Annotated in this window: 22 protein-coding genes and 1 pseudogene; 2 read left to right on the forward strand and 21 right to left on the reverse strand. The window is 35.4% G+C overall.

Features of this window, described 5'->3' with window-relative positions:
- Nucleotides 1–14: 14 nt before the first annotated feature.
- The 5 genes from BJ095_RS09890 to BJ095_RS09910 all read right to left on the reverse strand — a co-directional run bounded on the left by BJ095_RS09890 (nucleotide 15) and on the right by BJ095_RS09910 (nucleotide 5,637).
- The gene (locus BJ095_RS09890) at nucleotides 15–902 is read right to left on the reverse strand and encodes a 5'-3' exonuclease (protein WP_181418028.1); all 888 of its coding nucleotides are present in this window, start codon (nucleotides 900–902) and stop codon (nucleotides 15–17) included.
- Nucleotides 903–1,034: 132 nt separating this feature from the next.
- Nucleotides 1,035–1,778: a hypothetical protein gene (locus BJ095_RS09895; RefSeq protein ID WP_107935084.1), complete on the reverse strand. Its 744-nt coding sequence runs from the start codon at nucleotides 1,776–1,778 to the stop codon at nucleotides 1,035–1,037.
- A 497-nt stretch (nucleotides 1,779–2,275) separates the two neighbouring features.
- Nucleotides 2,276–4,264: an ABC1 kinase family protein gene (locus BJ095_RS09900; RefSeq protein ID WP_107935085.1), complete on the reverse strand. Its 1,989-nt coding sequence runs from the start codon at nucleotides 4,262–4,264 to the stop codon at nucleotides 2,276–2,278.
- 29 nt (nucleotides 4,265–4,293) lie between these two features.
- Entirely contained in the window at nucleotides 4,294–4,740 is a 447-nt protein-coding gene (locus BJ095_RS09905; RefSeq protein ID WP_107935086.1) for an SACOL1771 family peroxiredoxin, read from the reverse strand.
- A 123-nt stretch (nucleotides 4,741–4,863) separates the two neighbouring features.
- On the reverse strand, nucleotides 4,864–5,637 hold the full coding sequence (locus BJ095_RS09910) for a metallophosphoesterase family protein (RefSeq protein WP_107935087.1): 774 nt from the start codon (nucleotides 5,635–5,637) through the stop codon (nucleotides 4,864–4,866).
- A 432-nt stretch (nucleotides 5,638–6,069) separates the two neighbouring features.
- On the opposite strand from BJ095_RS09910, the gene BJ095_RS09915 reads away from it, so the two are divergent.
- On the forward strand, nucleotides 6,070–6,270 hold the full coding sequence (locus BJ095_RS09915; RefSeq protein ID WP_036201146.1) for a cold-shock protein: 201 nt from the start codon (nucleotides 6,070–6,072) through the stop codon (nucleotides 6,268–6,270).
- 22 nt (nucleotides 6,271–6,292) lie between these two features.
- Here the strand turns inward: BJ095_RS09915 and BJ095_RS09920 are convergent, their stop codons facing one another.
- From BJ095_RS09920 to BJ095_RS09985, 14 genes and pseudogenes are all read right to left on the reverse strand, one after another.
- On the reverse strand, nucleotides 6,293–7,894 hold the full coding sequence (locus BJ095_RS09920; RefSeq protein ID WP_107935088.1) for a putative bifunctional diguanylate cyclase/phosphodiesterase: 1,602 nt from the start codon (nucleotides 7,892–7,894) through the stop codon (nucleotides 6,293–6,295).
- A gap of 133 nt (nucleotides 7,895–8,027) precedes the next feature.
- A complete protein-coding gene (locus BJ095_RS09925; protein ID WP_107935089.1) occupies nucleotides 8,028–8,918 on the reverse strand; it encodes a helix-turn-helix domain-containing protein in 891 nt (296 codons plus the stop codon).
- A 444-nt stretch (nucleotides 8,919–9,362) separates the two neighbouring features.
- A pseudogene (locus tag BJ095_RS19510) lies at nucleotides 9,363–9,692 on the reverse strand (methyl-accepting chemotaxis protein); the annotation flags it as partial.
- 712 nt (nucleotides 9,693–10,404) lie between these two features.
- Nucleotides 10,405–11,223 carry an ABC transporter ATP-binding protein gene (locus BJ095_RS09935; RefSeq protein WP_107935091.1) on the reverse strand — a complete coding sequence of 273 codons (819 nt, stop codon included), beginning with the start codon at nucleotides 11,221–11,223 and terminating at the stop codon, nucleotides 10,405–10,407.
- Nucleotides 11,223–12,260 carry a FecCD family ABC transporter permease gene (locus BJ095_RS09940; RefSeq protein ID WP_107935092.1) on the reverse strand — a complete coding sequence of 346 codons (1,038 nt, stop codon included), beginning with the start codon at nucleotides 12,258–12,260 and terminating at the stop codon, nucleotides 11,223–11,225. Before BJ095_RS09940 ends, BJ095_RS09935 begins: the two co-directional genes overlap by 1 nt.
- Entirely contained in the window at nucleotides 12,257–13,300 is a 1,044-nt protein-coding gene (locus tag BJ095_RS09945; RefSeq protein WP_181418024.1) for a FecCD family ABC transporter permease, read from the reverse strand. Before BJ095_RS09945 ends, BJ095_RS09940 begins: the two co-directional genes overlap by 4 nt.
- Nucleotides 13,290–14,348, reverse strand: a complete 1,059-nt coding sequence (locus tag BJ095_RS09950) for an iron-siderophore ABC transporter substrate-binding protein (protein ID WP_107935093.1) — start codon at nucleotides 14,346–14,348, stop codon at nucleotides 13,290–13,292. The genes BJ095_RS09945 and BJ095_RS09950 overlap by 11 nt, the downstream gene beginning before the upstream one ends.
- 131 nt (nucleotides 14,349–14,479) lie before the next feature.
- Nucleotides 14,480–15,532, reverse strand: a complete 1,053-nt coding sequence (locus BJ095_RS09955; RefSeq protein ID WP_181418025.1) for an NAD(P)/FAD-dependent oxidoreductase — start codon at nucleotides 15,530–15,532, stop codon at nucleotides 14,480–14,482.
- A 165-nt stretch (nucleotides 15,533–15,697) separates the two neighbouring features.
- Nucleotides 15,698–15,892 carry a hypothetical protein gene (locus BJ095_RS09960; RefSeq protein ID WP_107935094.1) on the reverse strand — a complete coding sequence of 65 codons (195 nt, stop codon included), beginning with the start codon at nucleotides 15,890–15,892 and terminating at the stop codon, nucleotides 15,698–15,700.
- Nucleotides 15,893–16,289: 397 nt separating this feature from the next.
- Nucleotides 16,290–16,907, reverse strand: a complete 618-nt coding sequence (locus tag BJ095_RS09965; RefSeq protein ID WP_107935095.1) for a hypothetical protein — start codon at nucleotides 16,905–16,907, stop codon at nucleotides 16,290–16,292.
- A 40-nt stretch (nucleotides 16,908–16,947) separates the two neighbouring features.
- Nucleotides 16,948–17,697 carry a C39 family peptidase gene (locus tag BJ095_RS09970; RefSeq protein WP_235867629.1) on the reverse strand — a complete coding sequence of 250 codons (750 nt, stop codon included), beginning with the start codon at nucleotides 17,695–17,697 and terminating at the stop codon, nucleotides 16,948–16,950.
- A 30-nt stretch (nucleotides 17,698–17,727) separates the two neighbouring features.
- Entirely contained in the window at nucleotides 17,728–19,359 is a 1,632-nt protein-coding gene (gene pruA, locus BJ095_RS09975) for an L-glutamate gamma-semialdehyde dehydrogenase (RefSeq protein WP_107935096.1), read from the reverse strand.
- 236 nt (nucleotides 19,360–19,595) lie between these two features.
- Nucleotides 19,596–19,784, reverse strand: a complete 189-nt coding sequence (locus tag BJ095_RS09980; RefSeq protein WP_107935097.1) for a multidrug transporter — start codon at nucleotides 19,782–19,784, stop codon at nucleotides 19,596–19,598.
- A gap of 43 nt (nucleotides 19,785–19,827) precedes the next feature.
- Nucleotides 19,828–20,190 (reverse strand): DUF2294 domain-containing protein, encoded by a 363-nt coding sequence (locus BJ095_RS09985; protein ID WP_107935098.1) that lies wholly within the window; start codon nucleotides 20,188–20,190, stop codon nucleotides 19,828–19,830.
- A gap of 516 nt (nucleotides 20,191–20,706) precedes the next feature.
- Between BJ095_RS09985 and BJ095_RS09990 the strand changes: the two genes are divergently transcribed.
- The gene (locus BJ095_RS09990; RefSeq protein ID WP_107935099.1) at nucleotides 20,707–21,132 is read left to right on the forward strand and encodes a hypothetical protein; all 426 of its coding nucleotides are present in this window, start codon (nucleotides 20,707–20,709) and stop codon (nucleotides 21,130–21,132) included.
- 162 nt (nucleotides 21,133–21,294) lie between these two features.
- Here BJ095_RS09990 and BJ095_RS09995 read toward each other — a convergent pair whose 3' ends face one another.
- Both BJ095_RS09995 and BJ095_RS10000 read right to left on the reverse strand, forming a co-directional pair.
- Nucleotides 21,295–21,543 (reverse strand): hypothetical protein, encoded by a 249-nt coding sequence (locus BJ095_RS09995; protein ID WP_107935100.1) that lies wholly within the window; start codon nucleotides 21,541–21,543, stop codon nucleotides 21,295–21,297.
- A gap of 241 nt (nucleotides 21,544–21,784) precedes the next feature.
- Nucleotides 21,785–22,069 carry a hypothetical protein gene (locus BJ095_RS10000; protein ID WP_107935101.1) on the reverse strand — a complete coding sequence of 95 codons (285 nt, stop codon included), beginning with the start codon at nucleotides 22,067–22,069 and terminating at the stop codon, nucleotides 21,785–21,787.
- Nucleotides 22,070–22,247: the final 178 nt, after the last annotated feature.

Consider the following 22,247-nt stretch of genomic DNA (forward strand, 5'->3'; position numbering starts at 1 on the left):
GCGGCTCTTTCCGTTTATACTAACGAATATAAAGATCTTGCATGCTTTGCAATCAAGCTTAGCCCTTTTCCTTCAAGACGTTCAAAGGTTTCATGAGCATAATCAGCTAACACTAGCTCCTCTAATTGTACATCAATTTGCATTTCTCTTTGAATCTGCGCTAACTGATGAGAAAGCTTCAGCATTTCAAGATTTTCACTTACTTTATTACGTTGTGCTGGCTTTAGTGCAGCTAAATTCTCCAGTACACCATCGATAGAACCGTAGCTTTGGATTAGCTGTAAAGCTGTTTTCGGGCCAATTCCCTTAACACCAGGATAACCGTCACTTGTGTCACCCATAAAAGCTTTCACATCAGCGAACTTATATGGTTCAATTAAGTACTCTTCCTTAAAGCGTTCTTCTGTATAAACATCGTACTCGGAATATCCCTTTTTCGTAAAGGCTATTTGAGTTGATGGATTGAGTAATTGAAGTAAATCTTTATCTCCAGAAATAACCGTAATCGTTGCTTCATCCTTCCACTTTTCAATCATGGAACCGATTAGGTCATCTGCCTCCATCCCAACCTCACCAAAGTTCTGCCAGCCGATCATCTTAGATACATCCTTTGCCATATCAAATTGTGGGAGCATTTCTTCAGGTGGTGCCGGACGATTTGCTTTGTAGCCATCAAAAATTTCATTTCGGAAGGTTTGCGAACCCATATCCCAGCACACCGCTAAATGTGTTGGCTTGTAAATAGATTGGGCTGTTAATACATGGCGGGCAAATCCTTGTACCCCATTCGTCGGAGTTCCATCAGCTAAACGAATGTAATGCCCCATTGCACTTGAAGCGAAGAAGGAACGGAACAACAGAGCCATTCCATCGACTATTAAAAGATGTGGTTTATTTGTCATCATGAAAAATCCTCTCTAAATCTAGTGCTCTTATTATAACAAAACTATCGATAGATAAGATGACAATTGAATTGTTAATTAATTCGTACTCAATTAATTTAAAGGGGAAATTGGAATTGATTAACTTCTCTCTTAATAACTTAGCCGTTTTTTCAAGCCCTTTAAATTGAATTGTATAAGCAGCTGACTAAAAGGAGATTTTGAAATATAGCCTGAGAAGACGGTTACCAGCTTTCCACCGAAGCCTTCTTTTAACTCCTCTAAAAGCTGCAAATCCTTAATATCACCAAAATCATAAATCTGGTAACCTTGCTTGCTAAAATGCTTTATATTTTGCCAGCATAAAAAATAATTGGCACACTGTTCTATTCTGTCATTAAATACTCCTTGTCCCTCGCTATACAATTCCATTACCATCTCCAGGCCAACAGCATATATGCGATAATAAACAACTGCCTTCTGTTCATTTTCTATCTTCGTTATTACTAATCCACCTTGATCGCGAAGAAGCTTCAACGTTTGTAAATCATATTTGTTTAGCTTTCGAGCATCCTTTTGTCTGGAGTTCAAATTATAAAACTGATGATATTCTTCAATATCCTGATCAGTTGGACTATTTATTCTAGAAATTGTCCAATTCTCCTCGTGAATTTCATCCAAGAGATTAATGACTTTCTCAGACAATCTATAAAATAAAGTAGGCTCGTCTAGTGTTAAATTTATATGGAGGGTTGATTTACCCTGTAGCTTCCGACTTGGCTTTAAGACATGTGTATAACTAATAAGCTTTGGTTCATACCTACTATCACACTTCAACTCTTGAAAATAAACTTGGTTCAACGGCAGTGCAAATAATTTCCTACTGATTTGTAGCATGAACGACACTCCTTCGACATTTGAATTTCTCTAGCATTTCGTAAAAGTTATCTATTATTTTCATATTAATTTTATGCAAAAAATATACCTACCGATAATTATTCATATATTCGATTCCCACGATTTATCCAAAAATTATTTTGTTAAAATACCTTTTTACCGCTAATGAAATATTTCCTAGGTAATAAACCATTTCCTGAGTAACGCTAGTCACATTCCACTAGAACGCAAATAATCTCAACCAAAATCGAATTTCACAAAGCTTTAAAAATATAATTTCATTTCAAGCTATTTCAAAACTATCAAACCTTCTCTCACCCCTCTCAAATACCTCTCTTAAACATTAGATTTACTAGAGTTTATCTTTACTTGTTTCTCAAACTCTTTCCCCTAATTATTAACAATCAACTTCATTTATAATCCTAAAAAGGAAATAAATTCAAAAAACCTCACACAAAAAAGCCCTTTTCAAAATTATGAAAAGGACTTCTTATTATTTATTCGTTTCGTTTCATATCCCGAATCGCTTGTATAGATAGGCGAACGAGTAGGATAGCACATAAAAACAGGCCAAAGTAGGCAGCAATATTTAAGTAAATGGCATAAGCCGTGTGAATGACCTGAGAAATCGCTAGTAAAGCAACTGAAATTACGCCAAATGTAATACCAACAAAGAGTAATACAAATCTTGAAAATAACTGGGTAATAAATTTTGTATTATTCTTATCCGAGAAAATGTCATGATGCAAAATAACCTTTCCATCCTCAACCTTTTTGAAGAGCTGGTCAACCCTTCGAGGTATTTTGCGCAAATTCGGTAGGATTAACGCTAGCTCCTCTTCCAATCTATCCTTGGTTGCAAATGGTTCCTTGAAAGGCTTCTTCAATGTGAATTTCAGGAAGCTACTTGAATACACCTTCGCTTCTTCAAAAATGTTGAAATCTCGGTCAATGATACGTAAAGTGCCATCTAGCGTAACGATTACTCTTAGCGCTAGACTGACAGACGGATAGAATTGCAAACCAAAATCTCTTATTACTGAGAAGATTGAGTAAACAATTTCGTCTGTTCGAATACGATCTACATATGAAATCTTCAGTAAAATTTGGCTAATAGCATGCTCCAGTTCTCCTCGATCTATATCAGTTCGCTTTTTTACCAGCAGTGAAATTCCATCATAAAGAATAGAGGAATCACTTTGTTGGATTCCGATGAAGAAAAATTTTAACCCTTCCTGCTGAGAAGAAGACAAGCGACAAACCGCGCCAAAATCTAATAACGTAATTTCTTTTGACGTAACGTCGTAATAGATATTGCCTGGGTGAGGATCTGCATGAAAAATCCCTGAAACCAAAGCTTGTTCTAAGTAAGAGAACAGTATGTTTTCTGCAATATCGTGACGGCTCATCCCTGTTTCTTGCGGTAAATTGCCGACACTCACACCCGGTACTAAATCCATCACTAATATGTTTTCATTGCTATATTCATCATATACCTTAGGAATATTGACGCTTAGCTTACTTTTCTTCAATACATTACATATTTGCGTCATATTGCGTGCCTCAATATTAAAGTCAATTTCTTCCCGTAAAGAAGCAGCAAATCCCTCTGCTAAATCTCTGAAGCCCAGACTTTCTGCCCATTGTGATTTACCTGTTATCCAGTTGGCAAACTCCATTAGAATACTGAGATCCTCACGCATAATATCCTTTACGTCGGGACGTAATAGTTTGACAACCACTTGCTCATTTGTTTTTCGTAAAACTGCTTTATGTACCTGACCAATGGAGGCCGCTGCAACTGGTGTTATATTAAAATAAGAAAATACCTCATCTACCTCACCACGTAGGTACTGTTTAAGAATATCATGTACTTGTTTTTCTGAAAGTGTCGTAACATTTTGCTGTAGCTTTTCTAGCTCTTCGATAAAAATAGGAGAAAATAATTCCTTACGAGTTGAAAGAACCTGTCCAAATTTTATAAAGATACCGCCGCATTGCTCAAGAGTTTCTCGTAATGCTATCGCCAGCTCACGGTCTGAGTCCCGATTTCTAGCATACTTTACCGTTCTTGTAATGCCATTCGTTACAGCGATTTTGACAACATTACGTAATCTTTTTTGATGTCTCCAATAGCCAATTAATTTTTTGAAAAAGGATTTTTTGCCATTGTGCCGACCTGATTTTTCATCAAATGCAATCGGATCAAAGAGCTCAAATAATAAATAAATCAGCATCGAGATAAGCAGCATACTTCCAATCCACAGCAAGGTTGCTACATTCACAACACTTTCAACATTATCAAAGGAATATACCGTTCCCTTTAAATACGTATACCAATAGATGAAGGTTGTAAAACACACACTGATAATAACTGAAAAGACCCTCTTAAACAGATTTACGTTTGCCCCTATTAAACGACCACTTATAAAAAAGGTAAAAACGGCCACGAGTACTATTAAAAGGATTGGTTTAATAATTGTCATTCCCTACACTCGCTTTCTAGGTATTCTATTTACTCTACTATTTTACAATCTACTGCAATATCTACATTCCCTCTTAACGCTTTACTAATCATGCAGGTTTCTTCTGCTTTTAAGGCTAGTCGTCTAGCAATTCGCATATGCGATTCATTCTTTTCATGTAGGAAAACTTCAATATGGTGAATAATTTGTTTATAGGTAAAAATATTATTTTCCACTTGGACAATTCCGTCAGATTGAAGAACTAATCGTGCTTTTACATTAGAGCGTTCGAGCATTGCAGCAAGAGAAATAATATAACAGCTAGCTGCGGCACTTAAAAGTAATTCATCGGGATTTGTTCCAATACCAGGACCACCCATTTCCTTAGGAATCGACATAGTTGTTTGTAGCTTTTCACAATGGATTTCACCTGTATCGTTTCTTCCACCGTCCCAGCTTGTTTGGAGCTTAAAAATATGTTCTACTTTATTAGCCATTTCCTTCCACCTCACTACTTTAACTATACCATCCAAAAAGAATCGGATGCCAAAAATCTTTATTTAGATAAATAAAAAACGAACCCACATTAAGTGAATCCGTAAAATTATGAAGCATTCCTTTTATAATTCCAAATCGATTGTTTTTGTTGTTAAAGCTGAAGTTAACCCAACTGAGTGAATGGTAATTTCTTTTGAACCCTTTGTAAAAACTACACCATGAAGCTGGCCACGTTCGAAAATTGCTCCGCCTCCATCGATGCCTAGCTTTTTTTTGCAGGATGAAATCCAGACATTACTCGATTTATCTTCATTTAACAAAACTGTTGGTGTGTGACCAAATACAACAATTTCCTTTGCTTTATGAGGGACATTATAAAACTCTTCTCGAATCCAATATAAATCCTCTTCTTTGGTATCTCGAAAATTTTCTACTGCTGAAGAAATCCCTGCATGAACAAAAAGAAATGGCCCCCATAGATAAAAACGTCGTAAACCCTTTACAAACTCAACGATTTTAGAATGCTCTTTTTGAATTTTCGCTGTCATTTCTTTTACAGAAAGATTCGTTGTGGCAATGTTAAAAGTAGCATCATTATATAAGCTTTGGACAGTAGCTGCTCCCCCAACCTTTGGATTGAAATAATATTCAGAAAGCTCCTCTGGTTTATCCAGCCAGCCCAAAAACAATTGCTCATGATTGCCACTTAATGTTACTGCCTCATAATCCCGTGATAACTGCATGATTTTTTCAAGAACCTTTAAGCTTTCAGGTCCCCTATCAAGATAATCCCCTAAAAAAACTAGTTGTTCTTCTTCCGGATTCCATTTCGTTAAGATGGACTCAAGTAAGCTATAACAACCATGTATATCACCAATGACGAAAACTTTATCCAATTACACACACCCCATTTACATAAACAAACTTCTGATAATTGTAAGATAAACTTCTATAATCACATAATTCATTCTATTCCTACTATATCATATTCAAGTTGGAAATTTTTTATATCTATATTTAAAAGGAGTTTTCTGCGTATATAAGAAGAAATATTGGTATCCTTGACCTTGAACCCAATATATAAGTACCCTAAAGCTTAATAATATACTGAATTTACAAATTAAATTTCCATTTTTTTATTTATCTCTAGACAATTCTGTAATCACCTTGTATAATCAAAAGTATAATAATTATATTGCTTCATATCTAATGAATTCACATGTTACAAAAAGTAATCGTGAACGTTCGGTACTTTTTGTAATGTGTGAATTTTTTATAGTATTTTGAAGTAATTAATTATTGATTAAATTTTTTGGAGGTCTATTAACATGACACAAGGTACAGTAAAATGGTTTAACTCAGAAAAAGGTTTTGGATTTATCGAAGTTGAAGGTGGAAACGATGTATTCGTACACTTCTCTGCAATCCAAGGCGACGGTTTCAAAACTTTAGAAGAAGGTCAAAAAGTTGAATTCTCAGTTGAAGAAGGAAACCGCGGACCACAAGCTTCTAACGTTACTAAACTTTAATATTGAAGCTCAAAGAGCAATCTCACTTATGAGATTGCTCTTTTTTTCGATTAAATATTTGTTTGATCAAGCTATAATATTCTGACTGCAAATCGCAATGTAAATCCTTCTTATTCAAGCATCTGCAATTGTTAATAATTGTCTCAAACAAGATAGGTTTACTTATTAAGTAGCCCTGCATTGCATCACAATCACTATTCAATAAATAATTGAATTGCTCCATTGTTTCCACTCCCTCAGCTACCACATTTAAATTTAAATGCTTTGCCATGGAGATGATCAAGTCCACTAATGGCTCACGCTCGTCCTCGCTCATATTATTTACAAATTCTCGGTCAATTTTCAAACAATCAATCGGTAAATCCTTTAAATAGGAAATGGATGAATACCCTTTTCCAAAGTCATCTAAAGCAATCGTTACTCCTAATGCCTTTAAATCATGTAGGATAGGCAGTAAAAAGTTCTTATCCATCGTCATGGATTCTGTAATTTCAAGCTGCAGACTTTTTGGTGGAAGCTGTGTTTCCTCTAAAATTGAACTTACTACTTTTACAAAGTTCTCATGATAAAGCTGGCGAAGTGATAAATTAACAGCAACAGTTACTTGCTGGCCTATTGTTTCTTGCAGTTCTTTTGTTTGTCTACAAGCTGTTTCTAAGACCCATTTTCCTATCGGGACAATTGTGCCAGATTCTTCTGCTAGTGGAATAAAGTCACCGGGTGGTATTAGCCCTTTCTCTGGATGATTCCAGCGTACAAGAGCTTCCATTGAAAAATCATGCTTTGTTTTTAATTTAAGCTGTGGCTGATATTGAAGAAATAATTCATTGTTTTCTAATGCTTTGTATAAGTCCTTTTCAAGCAATAACCGTTCTTCACGAGAACAAGCCATAGTCGGCTCAAATAACCTATATTGTTCAGGTACCCTTCTCGCTTCATACATAGCAAACTGAGCATATTTCAAAAAATCCTCCGCAGTTTTTGCATCCTCTGGAGAGTATGCAACCCCTACATTTACTTTCATATTTAGCGTCAATTGCTGAATGTTAAACGGTTTTTCAATTAAATCAATAAGCTGCTTACATAATCTTTGAAAAGTCTCTTTTTCATTTTTATTTTCCAATAAAATCACAAATTGGTCTTCTTGTATTTTCCCAACAATGTAATTCGGAAATCTACATTGTAACCTTTCTACAATCAGTTCGAGTATTCGATTGGTATACTTTGAACCCAAAGAGCTTTTAAGGTGTGTTAAGCGATCCACTTCAAAAACCACTAATGCTATTTGTGATGTGCCGTTCTGCCAAGTATTATTAATTTGCTCTACTATATAACGTTCGTTTGGGAGCCTTGTCACACCATCATAATAAGACATAAAATGCTTCTCTTTTTCAGATTCCTTTAACCTTTGTTCAGTATCACGTAAAGTATTAATAGTACCTGTAAAGATTGATTTAACACAAATTACAAGATACAGCAACAAAACAATCAGAATAGAAAAGATTATATTGTTGGAAATTGAGTTCTCTTTAGAAAAAATAAATTCACTTAATAGAGTAAGGGCTATTAAGCCAATCGCTATATAAACTATATTTTTCCTATATAAATAAGAATAATTATTCATAATCGACCCCCATAATCTAAATCAAAATAACTAGTCAAAAAAATTCGTAGGCAAATTGGAATGATTAAATTTCCTTAGTAGTTATATTAATTTAATCCTACTTATGGGGGTTTTTTATTTTTTGTACACTATTTTATACTTCTTCAGCTGTAGCCTCTTTATTTTTCACTTTACTTAACAATTCTTCTAAATCTGCTTTGTATTTTTGATAGATACTCTCATGACCTAACGTTTGGAAAATTATGAAGGCACGTTCACACTTCGCAATTCCTTCTTCGATTGAATTTTCTACGATATTTAGCATACCTTCGTAATAGATTATTAAAGTTTGCTGAAAGAAGTCCGATACGTTTTTATAATAATTTTTGGTTGCATCCAATACAATCTTTGAATAGTAATAGCCTCCATATTTGAAACTACATTCTAAAAGATTGAAGAATATATAACTAAGCATATTTTTATCTAAATTTAGTCCCTTATATTTATCCGCTCGTTTTAATAAGTTTTTTGTCATTAAAAATGCTGTTTCTGGAGGGAATAAGAGAATAAAATTATTCATTACTGCCAGCTCATGGTAGCACCACTCGTCCATACTTAATAAGTAATCTGTTATTTCCTTAATATATTCTTCATTTACCTTAGATGAATCTAGATCATTTTCTATACAATGGCACAGTATATATAAATGTCTTAAAAAGATGTCCCCATTCTTTTCGTATTGCTCACTAACAGTCTTTTTAATTTTTAATATTTCTTCCATATTATTGGCATAGTACAATTCAATTACTCTATTAAACTCATTCATTTTAGATGAAGGTTTATAATCATTTTTTATGTAGAAAAACTCATTATAAGTCACATTACAATACTCAAGTATTTCTGTTAGCTTATCGGAGGAAATACTATTTTTCCCTGATTCAATTCTTGCAATATAGGGACGTGTCATGCCAATCGCAGTTGCTAAATCCTGTTGAGTGATTTTTTTATTAGTACGTATATATCTTATAACCTGCCCTATTTCCATTATATATTTCCCCTCTCTTCTTTGTATAATATAGTTTACAGTTTAGCCATATTTTAACTCTATTTAGTACAATTTCATTATATTAAATTTCTAACGAAAGGAATGAAAGATTATGAAAAAGTTTACTACCATTATGAAATTAGCAGTTATCGCAGCAGCAGTTGTTGTAACAACTACTCCAGAGATTAAACCAATGGCTTGGTTAATCGGTTACTATTAATATTAATAAGATTTGATTTTTCCGTTTGAAAACTACCTTTTAACTACCAAACCAGTCTGTAATTGTTTTGTCCTCCTAATTATTGGGAGGATTTTTTTATTACTATAATTTTCCTTAGTTCTATTATATATGTAAGATAAAAACCACGCTATCATTATGTATAACGTGGTTTCACTTAATATATGCAGCATCACTTGTTAGTGTTTTGCGATTATTGTTTACTACTATAATTTTGTTGCTAATTTGTTTAATTCGTTAGACAGCTCATGGATGTCTTTTACGAAATGGGAAACCTGTTGAACAGATGCAGCTTGCTCCTGACCAACTGCAGAAATTTGGGCAATTGCTTCTCCCATCTGCTTCGTTACATCCTGTATCTGGGCTAAAGTATCTTTAATTTGCTGAGTCGATTCGACTGTTTCCTTTGAGAACTTACGGATTTCGTTTGCAACAACCTCGAAGCCCTTCCCTTTTTCTCCAGCACGTGCTGCTTCGATTGCCGCGTTTAAGCCTAATAGATTCGTCTGATCTGCTACACGTTTAATAATGGATAATACTTCAGAGGTCTGTTTTACACTTTTGTCTGCTAGTTCAGACTGTTGTAGTAAATGGCTAGCTACATCTACAAGGGAATTAGAGCTGTTTGTAATCGTACTGATTTGTTCGTCAGCTTGAATTAATGAGTTCAAAATTCGCTCTGATACTTGTCTTAGCTCCGTTTGTTTTCGATGCTGTACAGCAATGCCTCCAATTACTTTTCCTTGATTATTACGTAATGGTAAGGCAGTACCTGTAAATTCAAATCCATAAAATTCAGCTGGCACCTCTGCCTGTAGACGCTTATTTTCCTTAAGTGCGATAACAAGGGGTTCACCTGGTTGAAATTTCTGACCAATCTTTATATTTAAGTTAATATTGTCTCCGGGGAAATAGGCAACAAATTTTTCTAAATCACAAACTGCAATCGATAAATCGACTGGAACAGCTGTTTTAAAAGCAGGAATTGAGCTTATGAATTGCTCCAAGGATTCAATTTTATTCATCAGGGTATTCCCTCCTACACATCATAAAATTATTATACAATAATAACATTTTATAATAAAAAAACGAAAAGTCATTTTACCCATTAATCAATCACTATCTTCACTATTTAAATAACAAAATAGGAAAAAGGATATTGTTTTGAGCTTCCACTCTAACAATATCCCTATTTCTAAGCCCATCTATACATTTAAAACCTTGCAAACATATTATATTAGAACAATATTATAGCGTTGCACTCTCATCTTTCACATGATAACGTCCTTTTGGAATTATTAATGGCGTATCTGAAATCGGATCGGGAATGACAACACAATTTAAATCGAATACTGTTTTCACCAGGTCGGCAGTCAGTACATCTGTAGGTTTTCCTTCTGCAACAAGCTTCCCTGATTTCACCGCAAAAATATGGTCTGCATAGCGTGCCGAGAGATTAATATCGTGCAATACCATCACAATTGTTGTGCCGAATTTTCGATTTAAATTTGTTAATAAGTCTAAAATTTCTACCTGATATGTAATATCTAAAAAGGTAGTAGGTTCGTCCAGAAACAATATATCGGTTTGCTGTGCAAGTGCCATAGCAATCCACACACGCTGTCTTTGTCCACCTGATAGCTCATCAATATCAAGATCTGCAAACTCTTTAATATTCATGAACTCCATTGCTTCTTCTACAGCTTCATAATCCTTTTTTGACCATCCACTAAATAAGGATTGGTGTGGAAACCTGCCTCGACCAACTAGATCTGCAACAGTAATCCCCTCAGGTACAACTGGTGATTGCGGTAGTAGCCCTAAAATACGTGCCAGCTGCTTTGGAGGATATTTGTTGATAGCTTTACCGTTTAACGTAACGTCACCTTCTGTAGGCTTAATCAGCTTCGCCATCGTTTTTAAAAGAGTGGATTTTCCACAGCCATTTGCACCGATGATAACACTAATTTTATTTCTTGGAATTTCTAGGTCAATTCCATGGATAATCGTTTTATTTTCATAGCCTGAAACTAAATTGTCGACTCGAAAAACATGTGTGTTACTCATTACAATTCTCCTTTTCGGTTCATTCGGATAATTAGATAAATTAAATATGGTGCGCCGAGTATTCCCGTAATAACACCTACTGGGAATCGATATTCAAATGCAAACTGTCCTATTAAATCTGCAAATAATACTAAAATCGCACCAACTAAACCTGCCGGGAGAATATTTGACGCACTAACACCAACTAGTCGATTCGCAATTGGGCCTGCTAAAAAGGATACAAAGGCTATTGGTCCAGTTGTCGCCGTTGCAATGGCGATTAAAATAACCGAACTTATTATTAATGTAACCCTCATTTTATCAGTAGCTACGCCAAGAGAAGTCGCCATTTGTTCACCTAATTCCAGCATACTTAACTGCTTACCAAGCACTAACAAAATCGGTGTGAAGATAATTACCAACATTACCAAAGGAATTGCCTCAGTCATTTTAGAGCCATTTAAGCTTCCACTTAACCATCTCAGTGCCGCTGCAATATCCTGCTGTGCACTTTTAAGTATCAAATACGAAATGACAGCATCTAGCATTGCCTGCATTCCAATTCCGATAATGATTAATCGGCCAATTGAAAACGATCGCCCGCGAGATAAGAAATACATAACGATTACCGTTACTAAGCCCCCGAGTATTGCCGCAATCGATACAACTGTATTACTTGTATGGAGAACAACAATGCAAAATACAGCAGCCACACTTGAACCAGATGTGATACCTAAAATATTGGGGTTAGCCAATGGGTTTCTTAGCATTGTCTGAAAAATATAACCGGCAACACCAAAGGCAAATCCTGCAAACACGCCTGTTATCATTCGTGGAAGTCGTATTGTATTGATAGCGAAATTAGCACCTGTAATTTCCTCACCCATTAAAGAACGCATCACCACATTAACTGGATAAATCGTGTTTCCTAACAATAACATTGCACAGCATAGACCGATTGCTATGATGACTAATATAGATGTGACAAAAAGCCAGCGTCTTCTTCTTTGACGCATGCCCTCCATTATAAAATTCACTTCACCAGTTTGCTTTCTCATAATGACCTCACCTTCGATCTCTTAGCTAGTAAGATTAGGATTGGTGCACCAATAAACGCTGTAATAATACCTACCTCAAGCTCTCCAGGACTTCCTATCAATCTACCAACAACATCAGAGAAGGTTAGAATGATTGCCCCTGCTAAAGCAGACATAGGGATTAAGAAGCGTAGGTCTGGTCCAATAACTAAACGCATAGCATGAGTTGCTAATAGACCGATAAAACCAATTGGACCTGCTAAAGCCGTCGTTACTCCACATAAAACAACACCTGCGCAAATCGCGAAGAATCGTAGCATACCCGGTCTAACGCCTAGACCTGTTGCAACATCATCGCCTAGCGCTAATGCATTAAGTGCTGGTGCTGATACCAAAGCTATTATCACACCAGTGACTAAAAAAGGAATGAATATGGCAATTGAATCCCATGATCCTGAACCAACACTTCCTACTTGCCAAAATCTAAATTGATCCATTGCATATGTACTTGGAATCATAATTGCCGTTACAAGTGAAGAAAGAGCTGCACTAGTTGCAGCTCCAGCTAAGACTAATTTAATTGGCGTAGCGCCACCACGCCCCATAGAGCCTATTCCAAATACGAACACTGCTGTAATAGCAGCCCCGATTAAAGCTAACCAAATATACTGTCCTGCTGTATTGATATGAAAGAATGTAATACCAATGATTACAAACAGGGACGCACCTGTATTAACACCTAAAATACTAGGATCAGCTAATGGGTTTCGTGTCACAGATTGCATAAGCACACCGGCAATTCCTAATGCCACACCACAGCACAAGCTAAATACTGTTCGTGAAATTCGTTTCTGAACGACATTTGCGCCATAGGAATCTTGGTTCTGATAAAATAACCCATCCATTAATTCTTGAAAGCTGACCACTCTAGCTCCTAATACAAGAGAAGCAAAAACTGTCACTAGTAGAAGAATCAGTCCTATCACTAAAATCAGTGAAAAATGCTTTGGTGCATGTATATCTAGCTGCTTTTTTTTAGAATTAGAGGAACTATTTTTCAATCTTATCAATTGCCCCACCAATTAATTCTAAATATTCATCAATCGTATAAGCAATTGAAAGTGGGTTTGGTGTTCCCGCTGCTACTAATGGCGTCTCACTTGTAATAAACGCCACAGAGCCTCTTTCTATTGCTGGAATTTTACCTAGTAAAGGATCTGCCTTAATCGTTTCGTAAAGTGCATCATCACCATATCCAACGATTAAATCAGCATCAAATAAAGCTTCTACATTTTCTGCACTTAAATTTAAAGAGTAACTATTTGGATCAGTTATTAATTCCGTAATACTCTCTGGATGTGTCATCCCTAATTCCCCTAAAAATGCTACACGAGAATCGATTGGTGTGTAAATGTGTAATTGAGATAAATCCTCTGCCGAGAAGTTCACCCACACTACTTTTTTACCTTCGATTTGAGGATAAGCACTTAATTTATCAGCTATCAATTTCTCAGTATCCTTGATTAACTGTTCGCCTTCCTCTTTCATGCCCATACCTGCTGTATTGTACTCAACCTGCTCACGCCATGTAGTAGCCCAAGGTGCAGTTGGATATGCCACAACTGGAGCGATTTGAGATAGTAGCTCATAATCCTCAGGTGTAATACCAGAGTATGCTGCTAGAATTACATCTGGGTTTGCATCAGAGATTGCTTCAAAATCTAAACCGTCCGTATCCTGGAAAACATTTGGAGCTGTAACACCAAGTTCATCTAACTTTTCTTTTGTCCATGGCAGTAAACCGCTATCGTCCTGGACACCAAAGTTTGCTGCTGAAAAACCTACTGGTACAACACCTAATGCCAAAGCAACATCATGATTTGCCCATTGAATTGTTACAACACGTTCTGGTTTACTCTCTATAACAGCTTCACCTAAAGCATGCTTAATCGTCATTGGATATTGTGAATCAGCTTCTGTTTCTGTTGAAGCCTCTGGTTCTTTTTCTTCCTTCTCTTCTGTTGAAGACTGACTAGAACAGCCAACTAATGCAAAAATCGCCATCAGTGACAAAGTCAGCATGAGTAAAAATGATTTTTTCTTTCGCATATATATCCCTACCAATCTATTTTTTTGATGTATCAGCCGATTGGTAGTTAATGGCTTACACCCAATCGAGAATGATTATCATTATCATGAATGTAAACCAAAATTTACTAACTGTCAATAAGATTTTAAATTTACAGACTACTAGCTTCTGTCTTACAGAATAATTCTTCTAAAAGCTCTTTATTCATCTCTGCAAATTTCTCATTATGAGAAGAAACCATACCATATTGGTCAGCCTTCGGATCGATATACTTTTTCGCATTATTAACCGCAAGCACTGCATCCTGGAATGTACCAATCAATAAGCCAACTTTGTCGTCGTAAGAGATAATATCCCCTGCCCCAAAAATTCCAGGAACAGATGTCTTACATTGACCCAAGCTCACTAAATAGTAATCATCTTTACGAATAGGTTGGATATTGCGAGCGAATTCCAAAGAAACCTCACGATTGTAGCCATGACTAATCAGTACATCATCGACCTCAATTTCATGAAGCTCTCCATTTTGTGAAATAACTACTTTCTCAATTGCAGATTTACTATCATTTGAAATTACAGAGTGAATTTCAGAGTTAAGCATAATATCCACACCATGCTCTTTTAGCTTATCTACCTGAGATTCATGTGCAGTTAATTGGTCTTTTCGGTAAATAACTACAACCTCTTTAGCGACAAATAAAAGCTCAACTGCCCAGTCAATTGCACCATTTCCGCCACCTGAGACAAGAACCTTTTTATCACGGAAGCGCTCCAACCCTAGAATTGTATAGTGAAGGTTAGACATTTCGTACTTTTCTGCACCTTCTATTTCAAGCTTAATCGGACTTAAAATACCACCACCAACAGCCACAACGATTGTTTTTGAATAATGAATTTCGCCTTTATTTGTTGAAATCACAAAGATTTCTCCCTGCTTCTCAACCTTTTCTACTTTTGTATTTAAACAAATTGTTGGTGCGAAGGTATTCGCTTGGTTAATTAAATTCTTAACAAACAATTGAGCCTGCATTGGCGGCTGTCCACCAACATCCCATAGGACCTTTTCAGGATAGATATTCACTTTCCCACCAAGAACCGGCTGTACCTCAATAATTTTTGTTTTCATACTACGCAAACCACTATAAAAAGCACTATATAAACCAGCAGGACCGCCACCAATAATCGTCACATCAAATAAATCCATAATAACCTCCAGAAATTTTGTATCTATATAAAAACTGATAATTATTCTCAATAACTCAATAATATAGATAATGATAATCAATTTCAATAACAATTATGCAATTTTATCAATTACCAATAATAGGTACTATTTCACAATAAAAAAAGCCCCACCAGTTAAACAGAACTAATCTGCTTTACTAATGGACGCTGTTCTTTTTTCTATTAACTTATTAGCTTTATCAAATAACTTAGAAACAATGGCGATTAAAATAAATAGGATAATAAAATCAATTAACAGGTTGGTTTCGATGTAATTTTTTATATACCCGTATCCTAGTACTGCAGCTGTATAGAATAGTGATTTAATAAATAGATTCATGGTTTATGGTTCAGCTCCTTTTTATTTTGCTGGCTTTTCTGATTAGCTTGACCAATGGATTGCATTTCCGACTATGAATAGATTGAATAAGCGGAGAAATTCCGCTTATTAGGAAATCAGTGTGGTAAATAGCTAGAATAGCGGAAGAATTTCCCCTTATCCACTCAAAAAATATTAAAATAGAGTGTTTTCCTCCTGATAACAGGAAAATTTCCCCTTATTTAGCCCAAATAGCGCTCCATTCTGCATATAACCGAAGAATTTCCTCTTATTCTCGCACCTTATTGAGTTAGAGGCCAAATGCAAATTATCACTCACATGCATTCCCGAGATTATTGGTACTCCTCCAAGAGTTTGCTTAAGAATCTCCTCAACCAAGGAAGGCACTAGGGCTATCTTATTTGTCGGTCCATAAAACTTTATAAATAAATGCGAGCTCAGCTTCTTCAATACCTGCTGGAAGCTCGCCATCGCCGCCTCCACCTGATCGCAACTCGTTTTTTGTAGTGCCTAGCCAGGCTGCTAAATAAATGGGTTTATTTTTTTCTAATGTTATTTCTCCTTCGATTAGCTTACTGAAGGTAGAAACTGTCATACTGTTTGGATATAACGTTGTAGCAAGTCCTGAGGGTATACCATTTAGCAGTTTCAAAGAACGATCTCCTTCGCTCTCGCCCTCTCCTTCTCTACTGTCACTAATCCCAAATGATATAATGCTGTCTTCATATATTGTTTGGACTTCATCCCAAGTTTTTAGTAGCTCCTCTTTAAACTTCCCATTTTCAAATACCTCCACTGAAAATTGCAAATCATCCTCTTCCTTCAAAGTACCATTCAGCTTGAAAAATTCGATTTGCTCCACACCTGTTTTACTAATAAGCAAGCTTTGATTTTCACTCATGCTGTATGACTTAATGGTTAATTTCGTATTCGATGGAGATTTTTCTACATCCGCACACCCTGTTAACAGCAAGATGGAGATTAAAAGCAAGCAATATCCTTTAAAGTAACGCATTTCCGTCCGCCCCCCCATTTAAAGACTGTTTCATTAAAATTTATATCTCTTTTTTTGTAACTTTGGTGTCTACGGTGATGTAAGTATTACTATACAGAGGCATATTAATATTTTTCACATTCCATAATTTCCTAAATTCATTAATAGGAACTTTACGATTATAGCCAATGTTCTCATCATTACAATTCACCAGTTGACTTAATGATTCTGAAAGGTAAATATACTCCTTGTCGTATCCTATGACAGGGACAAAATGCAAATCCTTACTTTCCTTATGTACTTTGATAAAAACAATTACGGGGTTTCCTTTACTAACCTCGTATTTTAAGGTATTTATATTTCCTTTATAATAGTTTGTTTTAAATCCATTTTTTCTTAGTACTGTACGGATTGCCTTTGGATATACATTGCCTGACCTCAATTTACTAGGGAAATTAGTATATAACTCTTCGCCATCAGCCTCTAAACCAAAATGACGTAACACATATGCTGTTGAAAATGCTGCACATTCTCTCTTGGTTTGTTTATCAATCCTATTGCTTCGTTGAATAACATAGTTAGCTGGATAATCTCTTTTTCGTAAAACTGGAAGGGGAAATGTCATTAAATATGCATTAATAATAATTGTTATAATAAACCATAAAATAACTGATCTAACTATAATCATGCTACTTCCCCCCTCCAACAATGTTTTAAGCTCATTTTCACTCAATCTAATTTTAACATAAATATCCAATTCTCTTATTATTATTTTTATTAATGCAACAAAAAAAGAGGCTAAAGTGAACACTTCACTTTAACCTCTTCTTTACATTATTTTTTATTCTTCATCCATGAATGGATAAGTAATATCTGTTGTTGGAGCAAAGTTTTCTTTGATGACACGTGGAGTTGTCCAGCGAATCATGTTAAATACTGATCCTGCTTTATCGTTTGTACCAGAACCACGAGAACCACCAAATGGTTGTTGGTTAATCATTGCACCAGTTGGTTTGTCATTGATATAGAAGTTACCAGCTGCACCAGATAAACGATTCTCTAAGTGAAGAATAGCTTGGCGATCCTGTGCAAAGATAGCACCTGTTAATGCGTACATAGACGCTGTATCAACTGCATCTAAAGTTTCTTCTAATTTGTCATTTTCATAAACATAGATTGTTAACACTGGTCCAAAGATTTCCTCAACCATCGTTTTGAAGTTTGGATTAGTTGTTACAATAATTGTCGGTTGAACGAAATAACCAACAGAATCATCATAAGTACCTCCAGCAATGATTTCTGCTTCATCAGATGCTGCAGCGTAATCGATATAGCTTGTAATTGAATCAAACGCAGGCTTATCGATTACTGCTCCCATGAAGTTACGGAAGTCACGTACATCCCCAACTTTAAGCTTAGCAGTTTCTTCAACTAACCCGTTCTTCACTTCTTCCCACATGCTTTGTGGAATGTAAGCACGAGAAGCGGCAGAACATTTTTGACCTTGGTATTCAAACGCTCCACGAACAAGGTTAGCGACTACTTTGTCAGCTTGTGCAGTTTCGTGAGCAAATACGAAGTCTTTACCACCTGTTTCCCCAACTAAACGAGGATATGATTTGTAGCTTGCAATGTTCTCGCCTACTGTTTTCCAAATTGTTTGGAATGTAGCTGTAGAACCTGTGAAGTGGAATCCAGCCATGCGAGCGTCTGTTAATACTACTTCAGATACTTGTGATCCACGAGATGGTACGAAGTTGATTACACCTTTTGGTAATCCAGCTTCTTCTAAAATACGCATGAAGTAGTAGTTTGCCAGAATAGACGTTGTTGCTGGTTTCCAAACAACTACGTTCCCCATCATTGCAGGAGCTGCTGGTAAGTTCCCACCAATTGCAGTGAAGTTGAATGGAGAAATCGCTAATACGAAACCATCTAATGGACGGTAATCAAGACGATTCCATACATTCTTCATGCTGTCAGGCTGGATTTGATAAATCTGATTTGCATAATCTACACCGAAACGTAAGAAATCTATTAATTCTTGTGCAGCATCAATTTCAGTTTGGATAGCTGTTTTAGATTGGCCTAACATAGTTGCCGCATTCATAACATCACGGTATGGACCAGAGATTAAATCAGCAGCTTTTAAGAAAATCGCAGCACGATGTTCCCAAGGCATATTAGCCCATGATTCTTTTGCAGCCATAGCAGCCTCGACAGCATCACGTAATTCTTTCTCTCCAGCTTCTGAGTAGTTTGCTAACACATGTTGGTGAGCATGTGGCATTACTACTTGCTTCACTGTATCTGTTTTAATATTTTGACCGTTAATAATAACAGGGATATCTACTACCATTTCAGATTGGCGTTTTAGTTCCGCTTTTAATGTTTCTCTTTCTTTTGTACCTGGAGCATATGTATTGCCTGGCTCGTTTTTAGGTGTTGGTATCTTGAAAATTCCGTTACTCATACTTTCACTTTCCTTCCTATAGTTAATACATTTCTCTTATCATTCTAAACTATCTTCTCTCATTCGACAAAATATAAAATTCTTTTTTACTTTTTGTTTCAATAAAAGTGGAGGCTAGAGCCGTTATCACTAAAAAATATTGAATACTTCCTTAACTTAAACAAATCAGTTAACCAGATAAATTACAAAATGCCAGCCCACATTTGGACTGGCACCTCTTACATTCCTACCAATTTTCAAAACATCAACAATTTAAGTGGAGGAATAATTTTATATTTACCGAGCATTTCACGATTTTTTTCTATTATTTCTCTATTTTTTTCAATCGTATTCTTTAAATTTGGCTGCACTTCATCTTCGTTAGTTTCAGGATTATTTTTTAGGTTTTCATCTAAGTGAGATACTAATTTCGTATTCTTATCCATTTTTTCAACCTCCTGTATGACCAACAAATGTATTATTGTTTTATCATAATTTACTTTGTAAATCCTCTGAAAGCTTAAAAACCATAATGCGTTCTCCAGTTATAGTACTTAAATCCGTATAAAAACTCACTACTTCCAAATCTGTAATATTTGATAGTGCTTCTTTTATTTCTATCACCCCGGATTCCACCAGACTGTTTCGCATTTCTTTTACTGATAATAACCCCTCTTTTTCTTGGCAAACCGAATACTCTGCAGGTGTTAAGACTCCCTTCAACACAACAACTACCATATCTCGCACAATATCTGATTTAACCGATACAGAACCTCGACCCAGATAAGTTTTCTCCCAATGAGTTAACACTTTACTAATCTCAGCTTCGAGAACACCTTTTGTTTTATCCAAATAACTTCCTTCCCTTCCATAACTCAGATTTTATAAATTTTGCTATTTATTTTTCATCTCTTTGAAATCCATCTGATACCCAGTGAATCCAAGAGGTTGCACTTAAAAACTTTCTCTTCAAATCAATTGCTACCAAATTGTATATATAAAAAAACCGACAATTAAAAAGATAATAGTCTCCAATAAAAAACCATTATACTTTGAAAATTGCCGGTTTACTTTTAACTAACCTACTTAGGTTCTTTAAATCGTCTACCATTTATTTTATTCTAATTTCCTTTTTGGCTTAGATTGATAATCAATTTCCAAAAGGAGTGACTATCAAACTTTAGATAAAAGGAACCTCTAAAACTCTATTGATTATATAAAATTCTAGTATTTAGTTAACTCCGTGTCAAGGTTGAGATTATTAATTTTCTAACTTTGATAGAATGGTTCATTTCCATTGATAGAAAACATTTTTTCTTCGTGGTTTCTGGGGAGTTGTGCTATATTCAAAGTGTCAGGAGTGAGTTGATGAAAAAGTTTTTAACATTTACCGTAATAATTCTTGGTTTACTCGGAGTAGCTGGCTATGCGGTGTGGCATTTTGGGACAAATATCGCCTCCGAAAAAATAATGGAAAAAGTGGAATCTACTTTAGATGATGAAAAACTAGCTGAAGTAAAATCTTATATCGAGAACGATTCAAAGGTTCAAGAGATTGTAAGAGAGGCAGCAAATACAGATCCGGATAACCTTCCCTTCCAAACTAAAGAAGAAGCGACACGTGTGTTAATAAAAAAAGTTGGCGTTAATCGATTACTTGATATCCAGGAACAAGCACAAAACGGCTCAATTAATCAGGATGAATTATTATCTGAGATTGAAGGTAAACTATCCGAAGATGAAATTTCGGCTTTAAAATATGTTTTATATAAGGAATTAAATAAACAAAACTAGCTATTTTAAATTCATGTACACTAACTCCAACAACGTGACAGACCCACGTTATAATGGCTCGATTCCTATTTAGTGGTGTCGAGCCTTTTTCTTATCATTCTTCTACTGTTGCTGATTAAACTAGAGTGCTCGATTGTAGAAAAGTAAACTTTTAGCTTTTATCTACCTAATCTTCGGTATATATCTATCTAAAATAATTCCGTAGCTAACTGCTAATAGAAAATGTAACGTTAAGGCATAAAATATGCTTGGATTATCTGGTAGTAAAGGAAGTAAAAAGGTAAATAAGAATGAAAATATAGGGTCAATCGCTGCCCAAGGATGCTTTACTGGTTTAAATACCAACTCATAAACAATGATAAATATGCTCAATAATGGTAACCAAAAAGTAAATTTTTTAAGCAACTTCATACACTCGCCCCTTTAGTAAGTCCGCTCTTAAACACCAAGTATTGTACTCCTCAAGATTACTTTAACATATAAAAATTGCATTTTTCGTGGTAAACAAGAATATGCCATATAGCTAAAGAAGGCACAATTCCTTTTCAGATTACTCTCAATTGTGGATAATAGTTATTTACCTAAAATCCCGGGTAGTTTTACAAAATTATCTACACATTAATTGTATAGAATAAATAGTGACAATAAGAAATTACTTCTTACCTTTTCGTTCTAAAAGCATAGGTGCTATATTTAGTAAGATCGAGACAATTGTTAAAAACCATAATGCCCTTTCCATGCCTGGTACTACATCCTCTAAAGCTGCCCAATCTTTCACTTCTACCCATTGCGATATAAGACTGTATTCTGCACATAGGGTTAATGCTGTAAATGATAACCCGATTGCCATCGCAAGCTTGTAATCTTTACCTGTTGCATACATATAAAGATTTATAAAAGTAGCTACTATTGCAATAAGACCTATTGTTAGCCACATAATGACGCCTCCCTTAAACTTTCGTTTTTTATATAGACATCAATTGTAATTATATGGTTCCCAAAACTTATTTTGAAAAAATACAATATTAGAATGTTGTTCTTCAACCTGGTCGGATAACTAACTAAAAAGGGCCCAATTCCTATGCAAGAATAGTGCCCAAATGGTGTATAGTTTT

It is taken from the genome of Ureibacillus chungkukjangi, from assembly GCF_003217295.1.
GTDB classification, from domain to species: Bacteria; Bacillota; Bacilli; order Bacillales_A; family Planococcaceae; genus Ureibacillus; species Ureibacillus chungkukjangi.

What these genes read in the sequence shown, in the direction of transcription:
- BJ095_RS09890 (WP_181418028.1), bottom strand. Translation starts at nt 902, where the DNA reads ATGACAAATAAACCACATCTTTTAATAGTCGATGGAATGGCTCTGTTG.
- BJ095_RS09895 (WP_107935084.1), bottom strand. Translation starts at nt 1,778, where the DNA reads ATGCTACAAATCAGTAGGAAATTATTTGCACTGCCGTTGAACCAAGTT.
- BJ095_RS09900 (WP_107935085.1), bottom strand. Translation starts at nt 4,264, where the DNA reads ATGACAATTATTAAACCAATCCTTTTAATAGTACTCGTGGCCGTTTTT.
- BJ095_RS09905 (WP_107935086.1), bottom strand. Translation starts at nt 4,740, where the DNA reads ATGGCTAATAAAGTAGAACATATTTTTAAGCTCCAAACAAGCTGGGAC.
- BJ095_RS09915 (WP_036201146.1), top strand. Translation starts at nt 6,070, where the DNA reads ATGACACAAGGTACAGTAAAATGGTTTAACTCAGAAAAAGGTTTTGGA.
- BJ095_RS09920 (WP_107935088.1), bottom strand. Translation starts at nt 7,894, where the DNA reads ATGAATAATTATTCTTATTTATATAGGAAAAATATAGTTTATATAGCG.
- BJ095_RS09925 (WP_107935089.1), bottom strand. Translation starts at nt 8,918, where the DNA reads ATGGAAATAGGGCAGGTTATAAGATATATACGTACTAATAAAAAAATC.
- BJ095_RS09935 (WP_107935091.1), bottom strand. Translation starts at nt 11,223, where the DNA reads ATGAGTAACACACATGTTTTTCGAGTCGACAATTTAGTTTCAGGCTAT.
- BJ095_RS09940 (WP_107935092.1), bottom strand. Translation starts at nt 12,260, where the DNA reads ATGAGAAAGCAAACTGGTGAAGTGAATTTTATAATGGAGGGCATGCGT.
- BJ095_RS09950 (WP_107935093.1), bottom strand. Translation starts at nt 14,348, where the DNA reads ATGCGAAAGAAAAAATCATTTTTACTCATGCTGACTTTGTCACTGATG.
- BJ095_RS09955 (WP_181418025.1), bottom strand. Translation starts at nt 15,532, where the DNA reads ATGGATTTATTTGATGTGACGATTATTGGTGGCGGTCCTGCTGGTTTA.
- BJ095_RS09960 (WP_107935094.1), bottom strand. Translation starts at nt 15,892, where the DNA reads ATGAATCTATTTATTAAATCACTATTCTATACAGCTGCAGTACTAGGA.
- BJ095_RS09965 (WP_107935095.1), bottom strand. Translation starts at nt 16,907, where the DNA reads ATGCGTTACTTTAAAGGATATTGCTTGCTTTTAATCTCCATCTTGCTG.
- pruA (WP_107935096.1), bottom strand. Translation starts at nt 19,359, where the DNA reads ATGAGTAACGGAATTTTCAAGATACCAACACCTAAAAACGAGCCAGGC.
- BJ095_RS09980 (WP_107935097.1), bottom strand. Translation starts at nt 19,784, where the DNA reads ATGGATAAGAATACGAAATTAGTATCTCACTTAGATGAAAACCTAAAA.
- BJ095_RS09990 (WP_107935099.1), top strand. Translation starts at nt 20,707, where the DNA reads ATGAAAAAGTTTTTAACATTTACCGTAATAATTCTTGGTTTACTCGGA.
- BJ095_RS09995 (WP_107935100.1), bottom strand. Translation starts at nt 21,543, where the DNA reads ATGAAGTTGCTTAAAAAATTTACTTTTTGGTTACCATTATTGAGCATA.
- BJ095_RS10000 (WP_107935101.1), bottom strand. Translation starts at nt 22,069, where the DNA reads ATGTGGCTAACAATAGGTCTTATTGCAATAGTAGCTACTTTTATAAAT.